Origin of the sequence: Chryseobacterium sp. JJR-5R (genome assembly GCF_034047335.1) — a bacterium.
In the GTDB taxonomy this organism is placed as follows: domain Bacteria; phylum Bacteroidota; class Bacteroidia; order Flavobacteriales; family Weeksellaceae; genus Chryseobacterium.
Genome location: NZ_CP139137.1, coordinates 2,567,276 through 2,585,504, shown reverse-complemented (window position 1 = coordinate 2,585,504; position 18,229 = coordinate 2,567,276). Strand labels below are relative to the sequence as shown.

Annotated in this window: 11 protein-coding genes; all 11 read left to right on the top strand. The window is 43.2% G+C overall.

From position 1 onward, the window contains the following. Positions 1–8: 8 nt before the first annotated feature. The 11 genes from SD427_RS11395 (at position 9) to SD427_RS11345 (ending at position 18,142) form a co-directional block, all read left to right on the top strand. Complete coding sequence (locus SD427_RS11395; RefSeq protein WP_320557920.1) at positions 9–1,949, top strand: RagB/SusD family nutrient uptake outer membrane protein; 1,941 nt, start codon at positions 9–11, stop codon at positions 1,947–1,949. Positions 1,950–2,029: 80 nt separating this feature from the next. Further along, the gene (gene uxuA, locus SD427_RS11390; protein ID WP_320557919.1) at positions 2,030–3,205 is read left to right on the top strand and encodes a mannonate dehydratase; all 1,176 of its coding nucleotides are present in this window, start codon (positions 2,030–2,032) and stop codon (positions 3,203–3,205) included. Positions 3,206–3,266: 61 nt separating this feature from the next. Continuing rightward, the gene (locus SD427_RS11385; RefSeq protein WP_320557918.1) at positions 3,267–4,082 is read left to right on the top strand and encodes an SDR family oxidoreductase; all 816 of its coding nucleotides are present in this window, start codon (positions 3,267–3,269) and stop codon (positions 4,080–4,082) included. Positions 4,083–4,229: 147 nt separating this feature from the next. Further along, complete coding sequence (gene uxaC / locus SD427_RS11380) at positions 4,230–5,648, top strand: glucuronate isomerase (RefSeq protein WP_320557917.1); 1,419 nt, start codon at positions 4,230–4,232, stop codon at positions 5,646–5,648. 143 nt (positions 5,649–5,791) lie between these two features. Beyond that, positions 5,792–6,793: a sugar kinase gene (locus tag SD427_RS11375; RefSeq protein WP_320557916.1), complete on the top strand. Its 1,002-nt coding sequence runs from the start codon at positions 5,792–5,794 to the stop codon at positions 6,791–6,793. Then, entirely contained in the window at positions 6,790–7,425 is a 636-nt protein-coding gene (locus SD427_RS11370) for a bifunctional 4-hydroxy-2-oxoglutarate aldolase/2-dehydro-3-deoxy-phosphogluconate aldolase (RefSeq protein ID WP_320557915.1), read from the top strand. The genes SD427_RS11375 and SD427_RS11370 overlap by 4 nt, the downstream gene beginning before the upstream one ends. Then, positions 7,426–8,721, top strand: a complete 1,296-nt coding sequence (locus tag SD427_RS11365; protein ID WP_320557914.1) for an MFS transporter — start codon at positions 7,426–7,428, stop codon at positions 8,719–8,721. 57 nt (positions 8,722–8,778) lie between these two features. Beyond that, positions 8,779–10,497: a glycoside hydrolase family 43 protein gene (locus SD427_RS11360; RefSeq protein WP_320557913.1), complete on the top strand. Its 1,719-nt coding sequence runs from the start codon at positions 8,779–8,781 to the stop codon at positions 10,495–10,497. A gap of 87 nt (positions 10,498–10,584) precedes the next feature. Then, the gene (locus tag SD427_RS11355; RefSeq protein ID WP_320557912.1) at positions 10,585–12,198 is read left to right on the top strand and encodes a glycoside hydrolase 43 family protein; all 1,614 of its coding nucleotides are present in this window, start codon (positions 10,585–10,587) and stop codon (positions 12,196–12,198) included. Positions 12,199–12,728: 530 nt separating this feature from the next. Continuing rightward, positions 12,729–15,257: a glycosyl hydrolase 115 family protein gene (locus SD427_RS11350; protein WP_320557911.1), complete on the top strand. Its 2,529-nt coding sequence runs from the start codon at positions 12,729–12,731 to the stop codon at positions 15,255–15,257. A 143-nt stretch (positions 15,258–15,400) separates the two neighbouring features. Next, positions 15,401–18,142 (top strand): T9SS type A sorting domain-containing protein, encoded by a 2,742-nt coding sequence (locus SD427_RS11345; protein WP_320557910.1) that lies wholly within the window; start codon positions 15,401–15,403, stop codon positions 18,140–18,142. The last annotated feature ends 87 nt before the right edge of the window (positions 18,143–18,229 follow it).

Genomic DNA, 18,229 nt, shown 5'->3' with positions numbered 1-18,229 from the left:
TCTACATCATGATACATTTCAATAAAAAACTGATATTGGGAGCTGTTTTTCTATCATTAACATTCACAGGATGTAATGAAATATTAGACGAAGAGCCGAGATCAAATTATACTGTTGAGTATTTTAATACCGAACAGGGAGTGAGTCAGGGCCTTACTTCATTATACAGGAATTTAAGGCTGTTGTACGGAAACGGATACTTTATGAGTAACTGCCAGACCGGTACGGATGAATCTACCTGGGCACAGAGTGCTGACGGAAATTTCCGGGATTTGGATATGTCCGGGAACGGGAATATCAATGCTGCCACTTTTCCTACCGGTATGGTCTGGGGAGCTGTTTTCCCTTATATTAATACAGCCAATGGGATCATAGAGAAAGGACCGAATTTCGGAATTGCAGAATCTCTGATTTCAGAAGCCAGGTTTTTCAGGGGATTTAATTATTTCATGCTGGCGCAGACCTACGGAGGAGTACCTTTGGATCTGGGTTCGGGGCAGCTTGCCTTCAATACATCTGCAACCACCACTTCTGTAAGGAATACCGTTCCGGAAGTATATACCAAAGCCATATTTCCCGACCTTAAAAAAGCAGTTGATAATTTGCCGGTCTCTCCAAGGGTAACAGGAGGGGTAACTAAAAATGTAGCAAGGCTGTTCTTAGCCAAAGCTTATCTCACCTACGGATGGTGGCTGGAAAACCCAAACAGTATCCCGACATATCCTGAAGCATCGAGAACAGATCCTGACGGGCATAACGCGCAGTGGTATTTCCAGCAGGCATACGATGTAGCCATGGCCGGTATCAGTGCCCCGGCTCCTTACAGCTTACAGCCTACTTTTTATGATGTCAATGCAGGGCCTAATGACCGTAACAGCGAATGTATGTTGTATGCAGACCATACACAGGCCAGTGCTTTCTATAATGAAAGTGATCCTGTAGGATTTGGTGCCGGATGGTCTCCGGATAATTTTGCAGCCTGGATGCAGACCTGGAACTATACAGCGATACGAAGCAGTACTTCCGCTTCTTCATTTGCAGGCATAAGTTCTGTACAGCGTGCAGCAACACAGTCTTTGGGAAGACCTTGGGTACGTATGGCGCCGACCATCGGGGTAATTAAAAATACTTTTGCAGATAAAACCAACGACTCCAGATATGACGGGACATTTGTAACAACTTACAGGGGAAACTGGGATAAAGCCGGGGTTTCCAATGCCGTATTATACAATGCCAACAACTTGCCGGTACAGCCGGGAGGAGCTGTACTTACATTCCTTAATGATGATACCCAGACCCCGGTTTATCCATCAGGCTCAGGCCAGAACGGAGTAGGCGCAGGTACATTGCCGGGAAGGGCAGACTGGGTAATTGCTCCGGAAGGGATCAGCAGGATTGTATATCCGGGTCTGTGGAAAATAGGAACTTACCGTACTGATGATCCGAACGGACTGGGCTATCCGAATGCCGGCTTAACAAGGCCTTTCAATGTGGCTAAGTTTTCCGAGTTTTATTTCATTGCCGCAGAAGCAGCCGTAAAAGGAGCTTCAGGAACCATGACGGCCAGGAACTTAATCAACGTGATCCGTGCAAGAGCCGGAAAATGGAAGTTTAATAATGCTCAGAATATTACATATATAGCAGATAACAGTGCAGCCATGACTGCAGCTACGCCGTCAGCCATCACCATCGATTATATCCTTGCGGAGCGTTCACGAGAATACTATGGGGAATTCTACCGATGGTATGACCTGGTACGTACGCAGAAATGGGGAGAATATGCGGCCACTTATCAGATCGGGGGCGCTTCTTATGGAGCCCATACCCCTCAGACGGTATCCCGTAATATCCAGAAATTCCACTACCTGAGGCCGATTCCTCAGGGACAGCTGGATGCAATGGAAGTTTCTGCGGATATCAAGGCTAAATATCAGAATCCGGGATATTAAATTTAAAACACATTTACATTCATATCAACACAAAGTAGGTGTCACAGGCACCTGCTTTGTTTAATGAAATATTTTAGATTATGGAAAAAACATGGCGTTGGTTCGGTAAAAAAGATAAGATACAGTTGGATATGCTCCGCCAGATTGGAGTGCAAGGCATTGTTTCTGCCCTTCATGATATCCAAAACGGACAGGTGTGGCCTTTAGAAGCCATTAATGAATATAAAGAATATATAGAAAGTCACGGTCTTCGCTGGTCGGTAGTGGAAAGCCTTCCCGTAAGCGAGGCAATCAAGTACGGCGGTGAAGACCGGGACGCTTTAATAGAAAATTATATTCAGAGCCTGGAAAATTTAGGTAAAGCAGGCGTTACAACCGTGTGTTACAATTTTATGCCGGTACTGGACTGGGCGCGTACCGATCTGTATTATCAGTGGGAAGACGGCGCTTCGTCACTCTATTTTGACAAGGCAAAATTTGCCTATTTCGAAATCCATATCCTGGAAAGAGCAGGAGCCGAAAAAGACTATGATCAGGATATTCTCGCCAAAGTTGAAACTTTAAAAAATACCGTTACCAAAGAAGCAGAACAAGACCTTATTGATTCCGTTATCGTTAAAACCCAGGGGTTTGTCAATGGGAATATCAAAGAAGGGGACCAGGACCCGGTAGCTAAATTCAAAAGCCTGCTGGCTTTGTATGACGGGATTGATAAAGACCGGCTTCGCCTGAACATGAAATATTTTCTGGAAAAAATTATGCCCGTATGTGAACAGTGGAACATCCACATGTGTGTACACCCGGACGATCCGCCGTTTTCACTGCTGGGGCTGCCGAGAATTGTGACCTGTGAAGAAGATATCGACTGGTTTTTAAATGCCGTTGACAATCCGCACAACGGGCTCACATTCTGCGCCGGCTCACTGAGCGCGGGTCTTCACAATAATGTGCCGGAACTCGCTAAAAAATATGCTTCAAGAACAAAATTTGTCCATTTAAGAAGCACCAATGTATTTGAAAACGGGGATTTTATCGAAGCGATGCATCTATCCGGCAGAGGACAGCTTATCGATGTGATCCGTGTATTTGAAAAAGAAAACCCGTCACTTCCTATGAGGGTAGACCATGGAAGACTTTTGACGGACGACGCCGACAAAGGGTACCATCCCGGATATTCATTTTTGGGGAGAATGCTGGCATTGGGACAGATTGAAGGCGTAATGGCAGCCGTACAAAACGGGATGTCAAAACAATAATGTCCGGAACCCGGAGGGTTCAGCAGGATCATTTATAAACAACATTGAGCAATTATACATCATGAACAATATATTCAGCATTGAAGGCAAAGTCGCTGTTATTACAGGAGCATCCGGCGTTTTGGGAGGCAGCCTGGCAAAAAGGTTCTTAGAAGCCGGGGCCAGAGTCGTTGCTTTAGGAAGAAGCCAGGAAACGCTTGACAGCAGGGTGAAAGAACTGACCGCTCCCGGAGGGGAAGCCCTGGCAGTAGAAGCCAACGTAATGGACATTCAGAGCCTTGAAAAGGCCGCAGAAAAAATTAAGGAACAATACGGCAGGATCGATATTCTGCTGAATATTGCAGGAGGGAATATTCCCGCTGCCACTTTATCTCCGGAACAGTCGTTTTTTGATATGAAAATAGAAGGCTGGAATGAAGTGACCGACCTCAACATCAACGGTACCGTTTACCCGAGTTACGTTTTTGGGAAAACCATGGCAGAGCAGGGGAGCGGGAGCATCGTCAATATTTCTTCCATGGCAGCCTATTCCGCCATTACACGGGTGGCAGGATATTCTGCAGCAAAAGCGGCCATTACCAATTTTACCCAGTGGCTTGCTTCAGATGTCGCTTTGAAATATGGAGACAAAATAAGGGTAAATGCCGTGGCACCCGGATTTTTTATCGGGGACCAGAACCGTGCTATCCTGCTGAACCCTGACGGTTCTTTAACCGACAGGAGTAAAAAAGTGATTGCCAAAACACCGATGCAGCGATTCGGGGAAGTAGAAGAGCTCCATGGCGCCGTGCAGTTTCTCTGCTCAGATGCCGCAAGCTTTATCACCGGGGCTTTACTGCCTGTAGACGGGGGGTTCAGCGCTTTCAGCGGAGTGTAATCAATGGTTAAGTCCTGTCTGCGTTACTTTGATTACCAAGTTGTTTCAGGATGTATTCCATAGTGCATAGTTAGCTGGTAATGGATATTTACCGGGTATACCCTACTTAAAGTAAGATCACTATTCTTTAATTTTTTAAACTGAATCATGACGCACGCTACTAAAAATAAGGAAATTTTCGGAGAATCGTTTTTGCTTGAGTCATCGAAAGCAGAAAACCTGTATTTCGGGTACGCGAAAGACATGCCTGTTATTGACTATCACAACCACCTTGAGCCGGATGTGATTTCAGGCAACCGGAATTTCCGTTCCCCGACGGCAATCTGGCTAGATGGCGACCATTACAAATGGAGGGCCATGAGAAATTTCGGGATAGAGGAAAAATTCATTTCCGGCAATGCCGGTGACGAGGAAAAATTCAGGAAATGGGCAGAAACAGTACCTTATACCCTTCGGAATCCCCTGTTTCACTGGAGCCACCTGGAGCTTAAAAATCCGTTCGGGATTACAGAATACCTTTCCGGCAACAATTCGGGAGCAATATATGCTAAAATGGATGAGGCGCTTCAGTCTGATACTTTCCGCCCGCAGCAGTTGCTGCAGCAGTTCAGCGTAGAGGCGCTTTGCACTACAGATGACCCTGCAGACAGTCTGGAATTTCATCAGACATTGAAAAAATCAGGCTGTACCATAGGAGTGTTTCCTGCATTCAGGCCGGATGCATACATTGCTTTTACGGATGCTGAAGCATACCGTAAAAATATTCGGAAACTCGAAAAAACTGCCGGCACCGGCATACGGTCGGCTTCTGATCTTTTGGAAGCTTTACAGTCGAGAATCAGTTATTTTCATGATCACGGAGCCAGGATCTCAGATCATGGTTTTGAGTTTTTTCCCGATACCACTAGATGGAACGGAACTCTGGATCATGAGTTCCGGGAATTCCTGAACGGGGACAGGGCTTTATTTTCAGATCCTGAAGCTTTAACCGGTCATCTGCTGAAGGAACTTTGTAAAATGTATGCCGCAAAAGGCTGGGTCCAGCAGTTCCATATAGGAGCCACCCGAAACAACAATTCCGGAATGCTTCACCGGATCGGTGCCAATACAGGCTACGATGCTATCGGTGAATCCTATTTTGCCCAGAGAATGAGTGTAATGTTTGACGCGCTTAATGCAGAAGATCGGTTGGCTAAATCAGTGATTTACACCCTTAATCCTACCCTTAACGAAGTACTGGCAACCATGGCCGGAAACTTTAATGAAGAAGGGATCAGAGGAAAGATACAGTTCGGCGCGGCATGGTGGTTTCTGGACCAGCTCGACGGAATGGAAAAACAGATGAACGCTGTTTCCAATCTCGGGCTGATCAGCACTTTTATCGGTATGCTGACCGATTCCAGAAGTTTCCTGTCATTTTCAAGACATGAATATTTCAGAAGGCTTTTGTGCAATATGTTCGGCAGCGAGATGGAAAGGGGACTGATTCCCGACGATGAGAAATGGGTGGGCAGAACCATTCAGGATATCTGTTATCACAACACAAAAAATTATTTTGGCTTTTAACAGTTCACTTTAAAAGCGTTTGAAATAAATCTAATGAAAGGAGTTGTCGCAGGAGTCTTTACCAAAAAACTCCTGCAGATAACAAAAGCAATTGAATCAATGAAGATCTGAAAGAGAAAAACAGAAATAAGGCAGTACATGATATGACAGCTTCAAAAAAAATACTTTGCTTCGGGGAGCTTCTTCTCCATTTCGCTCCGGACTCTGATGGAAACTGGCTGAATGAGCAGTCTTTCAAAGTTTTTACAGGCGGTGCAGAATATAACGTGGCTGCAGCCCTTGCACAATGGAAAAACCCGGTAAAGCTCCTTTCCGCTTTGCCCGGAAATTTTATGGGAGAGCAGCTGCAGTCCCAATTGAGAAATAAAGGGATTGAGATTCTCGCAGAAAAAAACAACGGCAGAATCGGGACCTTTTACCTGCCTTCGGATGGTGACATGCAGAATGCATCGGTGGTTTATGACCGTTTTCCATCGGTTTTCACACAGTCGGATTTCAGTGCTTTCAGTATGGATGAGGTGCTTTCAGAGGTCAAATGGCTTCACATCAGTACCATTACACCGGCTTTGAGTGAAAATGCATACCTGAAGTGTCTGGATTTAATGAAAGAAGCTTCTGCAAGAAGCATTACGGTTTCTCTTGACCTGAATTACCGCGCAGTACTCTGGCAGGATAAAAACCCGTCAGATAAAATAAAACATCTGATGCCTTTTGTGAATGTTTTGATGGGAAACATCTGGTCCGTTCAGCAATTCCTGGATATTCCCGTCAAATACGGATTGAATGGAAGTTATGATGATCAAAACCTTTTAAAACAGGCAGAACAGTCAGCATCAGAAATCCAGGGAATCTATCCCGATGTTGAAATGATCGCAAATACATTCCGCTTCACAAGTGGCGAAGAAGTTCATTATTTTTCCACCTTATATGCTGATGGAAAACTTCTGGTTTCGCAGCAGTACCAATCGGATAAAATTGAGGAAAGAGTAGGGAGCGGCGATGCATTTATGGCAGCATTGATCCACGGAATTTTAAAAACAAATCCACCGCAGCAGATTTTGGAAGACGCCACGGAAGTAGCTTTCAGAAAGCTTTTTATAAAGGGTGATACCATTAATGACCGTATTAATATTGAAGAATTATGAATGCAACCATCAGGAAAATAAAAGATCAGAAAATCATTCCTTTGTTTTACCACGAATCTTTTGAGGCTTCAGAAAAAATTATCAAGGCTTTATACGACGGAGGCATCCGTATAATCGAATACACCAATCGTGGAAGTCAGGCACTGGAAAATTTTACAAAGCTGAAAGAAATTTCATCCACAGAATTCCCCGGACTTTTATTAGGGATCGGAACCGTGAAAAATATAAAAGAGATGGATGGTTATGCTGCTGCAAAAGCAGACTTCATTATTACACCGGTGATCAGCGAAGAGCTTGCCAAACATGCTGCTGAAAAAAAGATCATGTTGGTTCCGGGATGTTTTACACCGTCGGATGTTAATGTGGCATTTCAGAACGGATTTCGTTTGGTAAAGATTTTTCCGGCAGATGCTTTAGGTAAAAATTATATCAAATCCATTCAGCCTGTTTTTCCGGAAATGAATTTTATGCCGACCGGGGGAATCAGTGCTGATGCCGAAGACATTAAAAACTGGCTCGAAGGTGGCGCCATTGCTGTCGGTTTGGGAAGTTCGCTTATCAAAACAGAATTTACGGCAGGGCAGCTTACGGAAAAAGTCCGGAATTTATTACAACAACTTAATCAAAACTAAATGCAGGCTCCTAAAAACCGCAACATAAGATGGTTTATGCTGTCTTTGGTCTTTCTCGCTACCACCATCAATTATCTTGACCGCCAGGTTATGGGGCTGCTGAAACCTGTTCTTGAAAAAGAATTCAGGTGGGACGAAAAAGATTACAGCTATATCGTAATGGCGTTTACCACTACCTACGCCATCGGATATCTCGCAATGGGAAGGTTTATAGACAGGGTAGGTACCAAAATTGGGTATGCTGTTTCGTTGATTGTCTGGAGCCTGGCTTCCATAGGCCACGGTTTTGTGAAAAGCACCGTTGGCTTTTTAATCGCAAGAAGCACACTCGGAATCAGCGAAGCCGGAAATTTTCCGGCCGCGATAAAATCGGTGGCAGAATGGTTTCCGAAAAAAGAAAGAGCCCTGGCAACAGGTATTTTTAATTCCGGGGCCACGGTGGGAGCCATTTTGGCACCGCTTCTTGTACCGTTTATTCTCGGACATTACGGATGGCGGGAAACCTTCGTATGGATCGGTGCCCTGGGACTGGTATGGATTGTCCTGTGGTGGAGGTTCTATAAAATCCCGGAGAAAAGCAAAAACCTGAGCCCGGAAGAATTACAGTACATCAAAAGTGACCAAGACGGAAAAATACAGGAAAAGTCCAAAGTTCCGCTGTCAGAAATATTAAGGCACAAAGTAACCTGGTCCTTTGCGGTTGGTAAAATAATGACCGACCCGATCTGGTATTTCTTTATGTTCTGGCTTCCGGCTTATTTTTCAGACGTGTTCAAAATGGATATGACCAAACCTTCCGTTCCTTTAATTATCATTTATAGCGGAACCACAATCGGCAGTATTGGCGGCGGGTACCTCTCTTCATTATTGATTAAAAAAGGCTGGGGAATTGGAAGGGCAAGGAGCTTTACCATGCTGCTTTTTGCATTGATGGTGGTTCCTGTGATGTTCTCAAAATACGTAGACAATGTATGGCTCATTACCTTTATCATTGCACTGGCAACGGCAGCACATCAGGGCTGGGGAGCTAATCTGATGACAACGGTCGGGGATAAATTACCCAATAATTATGTAAGCTCCGTCATTGGATTCGGCGGAATGCTCGGCTCGGCAGCAGGGATCATTTTCCCGCTGTTTATCGGAATTGTCCTGGACACCTTCAAAAAAGCGGGAAACATCAACGGAGGATACAATATTATATTTTTCATTGCCGGGATATCATACATTGCCGCATGGGGAATTATCTGGTTCCTGAACAGGAAGAATGCAAAGCCTGATGATCAAATCAAAGCATAAAATCATGACAAAACCATCTGAAATTCAGTATTAATTTAAAACGATAAAAATCTATATATGAAACAGAAAATAATAGATTCGGCTTTTTTAAGAAACAGGCTCACTTTGGCAACTGCAGTTTCCCTGCTTTCCCTAAATAACTTTTCTGCACAGACTTTTTCAGACTTTTCCTACCGTGGAAATGATAAAATATACACAGACAATCCATTGAAAGAAGGCGAATTTTATTCTCCTATTCTTCAGGGATGCTATCCGGATCCGAGTATTACCAAAAAAGGAGACGATTATTACTTAGTCAACTCTTCATTTTCAATGTTTCCCGGGGTTCCAATTTTTACTTCCAGAGATTTGGTCAACTGGAAGCAGGTGGGGCACGTTCTGGACAGGCCTTCACAGCTGAAAGTCGAGAAATCAGGCGTTTCACAGGGAATTTATGCCCCGGATATTAAATACAATAAGCACAACGACACTTTTTATATGATCACCACGCAGATTGCCGGCGGAATCGGGAATATGGTCGTAAAAACCAAAGATCCTGCTAAAGGCTGGAGCGAAGTGCAAAAACTGAATTTTGACGGCATCGACCCTTCGATTTTCTTTGATGATGACGGTAAGGCCTATATCGTTCACAATGATGCGCCGCCAAAAGGAACCGAGCAGTACAATGGCCATCGTGTCATCAAAATGTGGGATTATGATCTTGAAAAAGACCAGGTAATTGCAGGTTCAGATAAAATCATCGTAAATGGCGGTGTTGATCTTTCCCAAAAACCCATCTGGATAGAAGGTCCGCATTTATATAAAAAGAACGGGAAATATTTTCTGATGTGTGCGGAAGGCGGAACAGGCGGCAACCACAGCGAAGTTATTTTTATGTCAGATGCTCCCAAAGGTCCGTTTGTTCCTGCAGGAAATAATCCGATTTTGACCCAGCGCTATTTCCCGAAAGACCGGAAAGACAAAGTGGATTGGGCGGGCCACGCGGATTTGGTGGAAACGCCGGACGGTAAATATTACGGGGTTTTTCTGGCTATCCGCCCGAATGTAAACAACAGGGTCAACAGCGGCCGTGAGACTTTCATTCTTCCGGTGGACTGGAGCGGAACGTATCCTGTCTTCCAGAACGGACTGGTCCCGATGAAACCGAAATTAAAAATGCCGGAAGGCGTTAAAAACCAGGTCGGCCAAAACGGATTTTTCCCGAACGGAAACTTCACTTATTCCGATAAGCTGACGGATAAAAACCTGGATTTCCGATGGGTAGCCATGCGGGGACCCCGGGAGAATTTCATCAGTATCACTAAAAACGGAGTGAAAGTAGCTCCTTTTGAAACCAATATCAAAGCATTGGCCCCGGTTTCGGCATTATTTTACAGGCTGCAGCATGAAGATTTTGAAACTTCCGTAACGCTTGATTACAAGCCGAAATCTGAAAAAGAACTGGCAGGGATTACCTGCTATCAGAGTGAAAAATTCAACTACGTTTTCGGGATTACAAAAAAAGATAAGGATTTTTACATCGTTCTGGAAAGAACGGAAAAAGGAGAATCCAAACTGATTGCCAGCGAAAAGATTGCACTTTCCAAACCAATCAAATTGCAGGTAGCCGGGGAAAAGGATGAACATCAGTTTAATTATTCCCTGGATGGCAAAAACTTCAAAAACCTCGGCGGTCCGGTTTCCGGAGATATTTTATCCACAGATGTTGCAGGTGGTTTTACGGGTAGTTTGATTGGTTTGTACAGTACGTCGGCTAACGATATTAAACCTGATTAAAAAATGATAATCCCTGATTATGCAGATTTTAATAACACAATAATCTGCAGGAGAGAAATTTAAAGTAAACCGTCAAAATAATAAATCTTGAAAATTAAAAAATCATTTTATATAGTTTCTTTTTATGGATTTATCGGGCTGAATCTTCTTTCGGCCCAGGTAAATCCTGTTCAGAAAAAGCAGGAGACACCGTTTACCAATCCCATTATTTGGGCAGATGCGCCGGATTTGTCGGTGACAAGAAATGGCAGTGATTTTTATCTGGTAAGCACCACAATGCACCTGATGCCGGGAGCTCCGGTGATGCATTCCAAAGATTTGGTGCATTGGGAAATGTCTGGTTATGTTTTTGACAGACTGAATGACAATTCTAGATACGATTTATTGGACGGAACGGTTTACGGCCGCGGGCAATGGGCATCTTCCATCCGCTATCACAAAGGAAAATATTACGTGCTATTTTCCCCGAATGACGAACCTTTCAGATCTTATATCTATGTAACGGGCAATCCGGAAAAAGGCAGCTGGAAACTGATTACAAGGTCCAGGCATTTTCACGATGCTTCACTGCTCTTTGACGATGACGACAGAGTGTATGTCTTCACTTCCAATAAAGTCTTTGAACTGAGCCCTGATTTTACAGAAGTGATTGGGAATCCCGAAGGAACTGTGGTTTTTCAGAAAGATTCGTCAGAAACCGGACTTCTCGAAGGCAATCAGATCATTAAAAGAAACGGAAAATATTATATGATGATGATTTCCTGGCCCAAAGGTGAAAAACGCCGCCAGGTAGTTTACAAAGCTGATAAAGTGACCGGGCCCTACGAGAAAAAAGTTATTCTGGAAGACAACTTTCTCGGATTTTCTTATGCCGGACAAGGCGCTTTAATTGATGATGAAAACGGTAACTGGTATTCGCTTATTTTTCAGGACAGAGGCGGAGTAGGGCGGGTTCCGCTTTTGATTCCCGTACAATGGGAAAATGACTGGCCGGTTTTGGGTGATAACGGAAAAGTTCCATTGAACGGTAATGTTCCGCTTCCACCGTTTAAACCGAAAAACAATATTGTGGAAAGCGATGAGTTTTCAGATAAAAAATTAAAAATCCAGTGGCAGTGGAACCATAATCCCGTAAACGAAGCCTGGTCTTTGTCTGAACGAAAAGGTTTTTTGAGATTAAAAACGGGCAGGATAGCTGATAATATTTATGCTGCTCCGAATACGTTGACGCAAAGAATGACCGGACCAAAATCAGGTGCTGTTGTAGCGCTGGATTTAACAGGAATGAAAGACGGCGATGTTGCTGGTTTCGGTGCATTTAATGGGGATTCCGGATTGCTCGAGGTGATAAAAGAAGGCAGCCAGAAATTTTTGACGTTTTCCACCCATGAAGTCAGTTTAGATCATAAAACGAAAGCAATTACCGGAGTAAAAAAGGAAGAGCTGAAACGCATCCCTTTAACTTCAGATAGAATCTATCTCCGTATTGAAGCAGATTTTAACCCTGGAAAAGACCTCGCGGATTTTTCTTACAGCACCGACCAGAAAAACTGGACAGAAATGGCGAAAGATTATAAAATGATTTTCGATTACAGGAAGTTATTTATGGGATCTAAATTTGCCATTTTTAATTATGCAACAAAAAGTACCGGAGGATTTGTAGATGTTGATTTTTTCAGGGTAAATACGGGTTTAAAATAAAAAAATAATGTGATATTTTGGGCAGCTTTATCCGCCCTCCGTTCCCGCTTTTTTGTTCCGCTTGCTGCACAAAAAGAGCTCCTCTCAGGTCGGGCTGCATACGATTAGCCACAAGTGAATCCGAAGGGTTCAATATTAATAGCTGTAGGTGAAACCTGTGGTAATAAATTGAAAGAATGTAATGTTAATAAAGGATTAAATATTAAAAATAGAAAAATAATTAACGGCCGTTATTTTTTATCCAAATTAATAAGTATTAGAAATACAAATAAAAAGTTGATGAATAAATCAGTTGTATTTGCTTCAGGTTTTGTGTTATCAGGAAAGAAGAGAGGCACTTCAGGCTGCAGGAGATTCGATCTCAAAAAGAATACGTAGGATTCAATATAGATAGCTGTATTGGCATCTACGGAAAAACAGAGCATACAAAAGACGAATCCTGAAAAGGTTCAACGATACCAGTCAAGGATTAAAAACTCTACAGATTTTTAGATATCATTTTTTATCAAATCGAAATATAAATAAAGATTATGAAAAGATTACCAATGCTGTTGCTGGTTTTACTGCTGCTTGTTTTCAGCATGAATGCGCAGGCGACCGAACCGTTTATAACAACCGAAAAAAACAGTAACGCCATTCTTCTGAAAGACAAATCAGTAAGGATTTCATTATATACAAATGCTAATATCGATGCCGGAATACTCAGGGCTGTTAAAAACCTGCAATCCGATTTTCAAAAAGTGACCGACGGGCAGCCTACTGTTTTGAATCAGATTTCAGGCATGAATTCTCCCCTGATTATCATCGGGACTGCCGGAACAAAATCCGTGATTGATGATCTAATCAGACAGAAAAAAATTGATGGCAGATCTTTAACGGGAAAACACGAAAAATACATCATTCAGAATGTCAGCAATCCGTTTCCTGGAGTTCCGGAAGCGATTGTGATTGCGGGAAGCGACAAACGCGGAACCATTTACGGGATTTATGAAGTTTCGCAGCAGATCGGCGTTTCGCCCTGGAACTATTGGGCAGATGTCCCGGTAGAACCGAAAGAAAATTTATATTTCAAAAAAGGAATCTATACCGATGGAGAACCGGCTGTGGAATACCGCGGAATTTTCCTCAATGACGAAGAACCCTCACTCGGTGGCTGGGCAAGAGCCACTTTCGGCGGGATCAACTCTAAATTTTACGAAAAGGTTTTTGAACTGATCCTCCGCCTGAAAGGCAACTATCTCTGGCCTGCCATGTGGGGGAAAGCATTTTATGACGATGATGCTTTGAGCGGACCGTTAGCCAACGAAATGGGGATCGTGATGGGAACTTCGCACCATGAACCGATGGCACAGGCACAGACCGACTGGCACCGGTATATCAAAAGAAACAACCTTCCGAATGTCTGGGATTATTCCAAAAATGCCAAAGTCCTGCAGGAATTCTGGAAAGCGGGAATCGTGAGAAGCAAAAACTGGGAAAAACTGGTAACCGTCGGGATGCGTGGCGACGGCGACGAGGCGATGGGAGAGGGAACCAATATTTCCTTATTGGAGAACATCGTGAAGGACCAGCGCAAAATTATTCAGAATGTGACCGGTAAAAATCCAAGCAAAACGCCTCAGGTTTGGGCACTCTATAAAGAAGTCCAGGATTATTATGACAAAGGGATGAAGGTTCCTGATGATGTGATTCTCCTGTTCTGTGATGACAACTGGGGCAATGTGAGAAAGCTTCCGGATCTTTCAAAACCTTTGCATAAAGGCGGTTACGGAATGTATTACCATTTTGATTATGTAGGCGGCCCGAGAAATTCCAAATGGATCAATATCAGTCCGGTACAGCGGATCTGGGAACAGATGAACCTGTCTTATGAACATAAAGTAGATAAAGTCTGGGTAGTCAACGTAGGCGATTTGAAACCGATGGAATTCCCGATCAGTTTTTTCATGGAAATGGCATGGAACCCGAAACAGTTTAATGCTAAAAACCTTCTGGAATATACCGAAAAATGGGCCGCCCAGCAGTTTGGAAAAAAATATTCGAGGGAAATTGCCGGAATGATTAATCGGTATGCCAAATACAATCGCCGCGTAACACCGGAAACGCTGGACAGCAAAACGTTCAGCCTGGAAAATTACAATGAATTTGAAACGGTTTTAAATGATTACAGAGCATTGGCAATTGATGCCTTGCGTTTAAAAGAACTGATTCCGGCAGAATATCAGGATGCCTACTATCAATTGGTTCTTTACCCCATTGAGGCATGCAGCAATTTGTATGAAATGTATTATGCCGTAGCCAAAAACAGGGAATTGGCTGCCAAATATGACACCAAAGCAAATGATTACGCTGACAAGGTAAAAGAATGTTTTGAGAGAAATGCTTATCTGGATAACAAATACAACAATGAGATTGCCGGCGGAAAATGGACACACATGATGGACCAGATGCGTATAGGTTACAAAACATGGAATGATACAAAAGAAAACATCATGCCTGAAGTTACTTATGTATATGATGATAATGCTTCCAGAGAGAAAATGTTTCAGGAGAAAGACGGCTATGTTTCCATAGAAGCTGAAAATTTTGCTAGAATCAGTAATTCAACCCGGATCCACTGGGAAGTGATTCCTGATTTCGGGAAAACCAGATCCGGTGTGACTACTTTTCCACAAAATGCCTATCCGAAAGCTGATGAAAATATTTATCTGGAATATGATATTGATTTCAAATCTGAAGGTGAGTTTGATGTCCAGCTGTTATTGGCTCCAACTTTAAATTATAATCACAATAAAGGATTGCGATATGAGATTTCTTTCGACGGACAGACGCCGCAGGTCGTCAATTTCAACGGTCATTATAAAGGTGAATTGGGAAGATGGCAGTCAGAACACATTATAAAATCAGTCACAAAACACCGGATTCCTCAGTCGGGTAAACACACTTTACGGTTTAGGGTTTTGGAGCCCGGAATTGTTTTAGAAAAGATTTTAATTGATACAGGCGGGCTTAAACCGAGTTATTTAGGAGCACCGGAAAGCAATTATTCGGGAAAATAATGAAGATCGTAATTGTTGGAAATTAATGATGCTGGGTTTAATGAAGGGATCATTTTCAGAAATAAGCTGGAATATTTGGATATCGAAATGATAATTTAACACATACATTAAACTTATTTATCATAATTAAACTACTTATTACTATGGAAAAAATCTTCAGGTTTATACTTGTAATGATTACAGGTATTGCCGTTTCAGTACAGCTGAAAGCACAAAACGTGCAGGCAAAAGTTAAAATTGATAAGACGGTGGCTTATCAGAAAATTACCGGTTTCGGCGGTTTTGTCTGCAGTCCGCAGTTCGCATACAACCATATGACGACTACAGAAATCCAGAAGCTCTGGGGTACTGGCAGCGAAGGAGGCTACAATATCATGCGCCTTTACATCCCGGATCAGAGCAGCAACTGGAATGCAGTTCTGGCTACGGCACAGCTGGCAAAATCCATGGGGCTTACCCTGTTCGCCAGTCCGTGGACGATGCCCGCAGACTGGAAAACCAATAACCATGTGAATGCAGTATATACCGACGCCAACGGCATACAGCAAATCGGGTATCTAAAACCGGAAAAATATCAGGACTATGCCCTGTATCTCAACAGTTTTGTTACTTATCTGCAGGATAATGGGGTAACTCTCGATTATATATCCATACAGAATGAACCAGATGAAATGGCACAGTACCAGGGATGCATCTGGACACCGACACAAATTGCGAATTTTGTGAAAAACTACGGTCAGCTTATCAACTGTAAAGTAATTGCGCCGGAAAGTGTCGGTTTTACGGATAATTATGCCAATGCATTTTTAGACCCGGCCGTTATGGCAAATTTTGAAGTATACGGAGGCCATCAGTACGGTGCCATACAGTCTGTCTACAAGCAGTTTCAGAATCATAACAAAGAGATATGGCAGACGGAATATCTGATCAACTGGAATTCTCCCAGCAGCCAGACACCGAGAGATTTTATATGGAATACCGATGGGTTTACTTTCGCAAAAAGCGTCAATACTGCATTGCTGGGAAATGTAAATGCATGGATTCATTACGCATCGAAAAGATATTACGGGCTGATGGGTGACGGCACATACGGAACAGCTTCCGGCAATATGACCAAGCGAGGGTATATTTTATCCCAGTATGCTAAAAATACCACCGGAAAAACCAGAATTGATGCAAAATGGGAGACCCCAGGCGGAACATTGGAAGGCTCGTCGTATATCTCGCCGGACGGCAGCCAGATTACCCTTGTGGTTATCAATCCTTCTTCCGGCACGTATGATCTTAAGGTTGACCTGCCGTTCTTTACCACTTCAGGAGTACAGACCACTACATCACAATCTGTAAATATGGCTTCATCACCTTTCTCTTTCAGTACGGCAAGTTTCCGTCCGACAGTTCAGGTGAGCCCTTCCAGTGTAATGACCTTTGTTTTTAATAAAAGCAGCGACAGGCCGGTATCATTAATGACGGGCGGCGATGTTCATTATAATAAAATTGAAACCCAGGCCACTACCAATTCAGCATTCGGGACTGGCTACCAGCTGAGCGGAAAAACAGTTACCTTCTATAATTCCACTCCGCTGATAAGCTCAAACACAAATACCAACAATGGGTATTTAAATCTGGATGACCGTTATAATAAACTAATTTTTAATGTATTATCCTACACCACCAGCGGCCTGCCGACTTCTTCCAATACAACCCTGTATTATGTAGACACCAGCGGAACGGTAAGGTCTCATAATTATGGCAACATTGCATTTCCTGCACAGGGCTCAGGGAGCTTCAATCTAGTATTTGACATCTCCAGAGCAGTACTTCCGTATGGTTGCAAAGGAATCATCGGGCTCAGGAGCGGGAACTACAGTTCTATTCTTACCCTGACTTTTGGAGATGTCTATTTCAATGTAGGAAATGAAAGAGCTTCAAAATTTGCATCGGCTTACTCGCCTACAGACAGCAGTCTCATGGATGCCCTGGAAAATGAATATTACACATCCATAGACTTCAGGGATGTTACAGGAATAACTTCTGCAAATACCTGGAACAGTGCTTCTGCCAATCGCAATAGTATTTTTTACGTTAACGGAAGTGTCGGCAACAGCAATACCAATGTGGTTTCAGGCAATTCCTGCCAGGACCTTGTGCTTTCGGATCTGGGCAAAGATTTTCAGGTGCCGTTCGGTTTTAACACGGGTTCTGCCACGTATACAAGAACTTTTAATGGGTATGGTATTGTTATTTTACCCTTTCAGTCAGCCGTTCCTTCGGGGGTTATGGCATACACAATGCAGCCTGGTTCCGGAGCTGTTGTATGCACGCCTGTTTCAAATGGGGTGATTCCTGCCAATATTCCCGTATTAATCAATGCTACAGGGAGCAAAACATTCACCGGATCAGGTGCTGTTTCTACACCAAAAGCCATTACCGTTAACCAGATCAACGGTGTTTACCAGTCCGTAAAAGCGGCTGCGGGAGGATATGTACTGAAAACAGAAAACGGTATTACCGGATTTTATAAAGTAACAGCGGGTAATGAACCGGTAATCAGTTCGTTTCAGGGGTATCTTACTGAAAATAATGCTTACACGAATGATTTTCTTTCGTTGAGCTTTGCCACGCTTGGCGTTAATGACGTAAGGGTGGATAATAATGGAATAGTCCTGTATCCGAACCCGGCTGAAAATGAAATTTTTGTTGATTGGAAATCGGCTGATGCAGATTATTCTATCATTGATGCAAAAGGAAGCACCGTATCTCAAAAAGCAAAATTAACTCATGGCAAAAACAGAATTGATGTTTCAAAACTTCCTTCAGGAATCTATTTTATTGAAATATCAGGCTCGGGGAAAACCACAGCAGGTAAATTCATAAAGAAATAGCCTGAACTGGTTACACAAGAAAAGGCTGTCGGCTTGCCCCTACAGCCTTTTCATAAAATCGGGTTAAGTTTGAAAACTACGATGATC

Coding starts and splice junctions, on each gene's coding strand:
- SD427_RS11395 (WP_320557920.1), top strand. CDS start 9: ATGATACATTTCAATAAAAAACTGATATTGGGAGCTGTTTTTCTATCA.
- uxuA (WP_320557919.1), top strand. CDS start 2,030: ATGGAAAAAACATGGCGTTGGTTCGGTAAAAAAGATAAGATACAGTTG.
- SD427_RS11385 (WP_320557918.1), top strand. CDS start 3,267: ATGAACAATATATTCAGCATTGAAGGCAAAGTCGCTGTTATTACAGGA.
- uxaC (WP_320557917.1), top strand. CDS start 4,230: ATGACGCACGCTACTAAAAATAAGGAAATTTTCGGAGAATCGTTTTTG.
- SD427_RS11375 (WP_320557916.1), top strand. CDS start 5,792: ATGACAGCTTCAAAAAAAATACTTTGCTTCGGGGAGCTTCTTCTCCAT.
- SD427_RS11370 (WP_320557915.1), top strand. CDS start 6,790: ATGAATGCAACCATCAGGAAAATAAAAGATCAGAAAATCATTCCTTTG.
- SD427_RS11365 (WP_320557914.1), top strand. CDS start 7,426: ATGCAGGCTCCTAAAAACCGCAACATAAGATGGTTTATGCTGTCTTTG.
- SD427_RS11360 (WP_320557913.1), top strand. CDS start 8,779: ATGAAACAGAAAATAATAGATTCGGCTTTTTTAAGAAACAGGCTCACT.
- SD427_RS11350 (WP_320557911.1), top strand. CDS start 12,729: ATGAAAAGATTACCAATGCTGTTGCTGGTTTTACTGCTGCTTGTTTTC.
- SD427_RS11345 (WP_320557910.1), top strand. CDS start 15,401: ATGGAAAAAATCTTCAGGTTTATACTTGTAATGATTACAGGTATTGCC.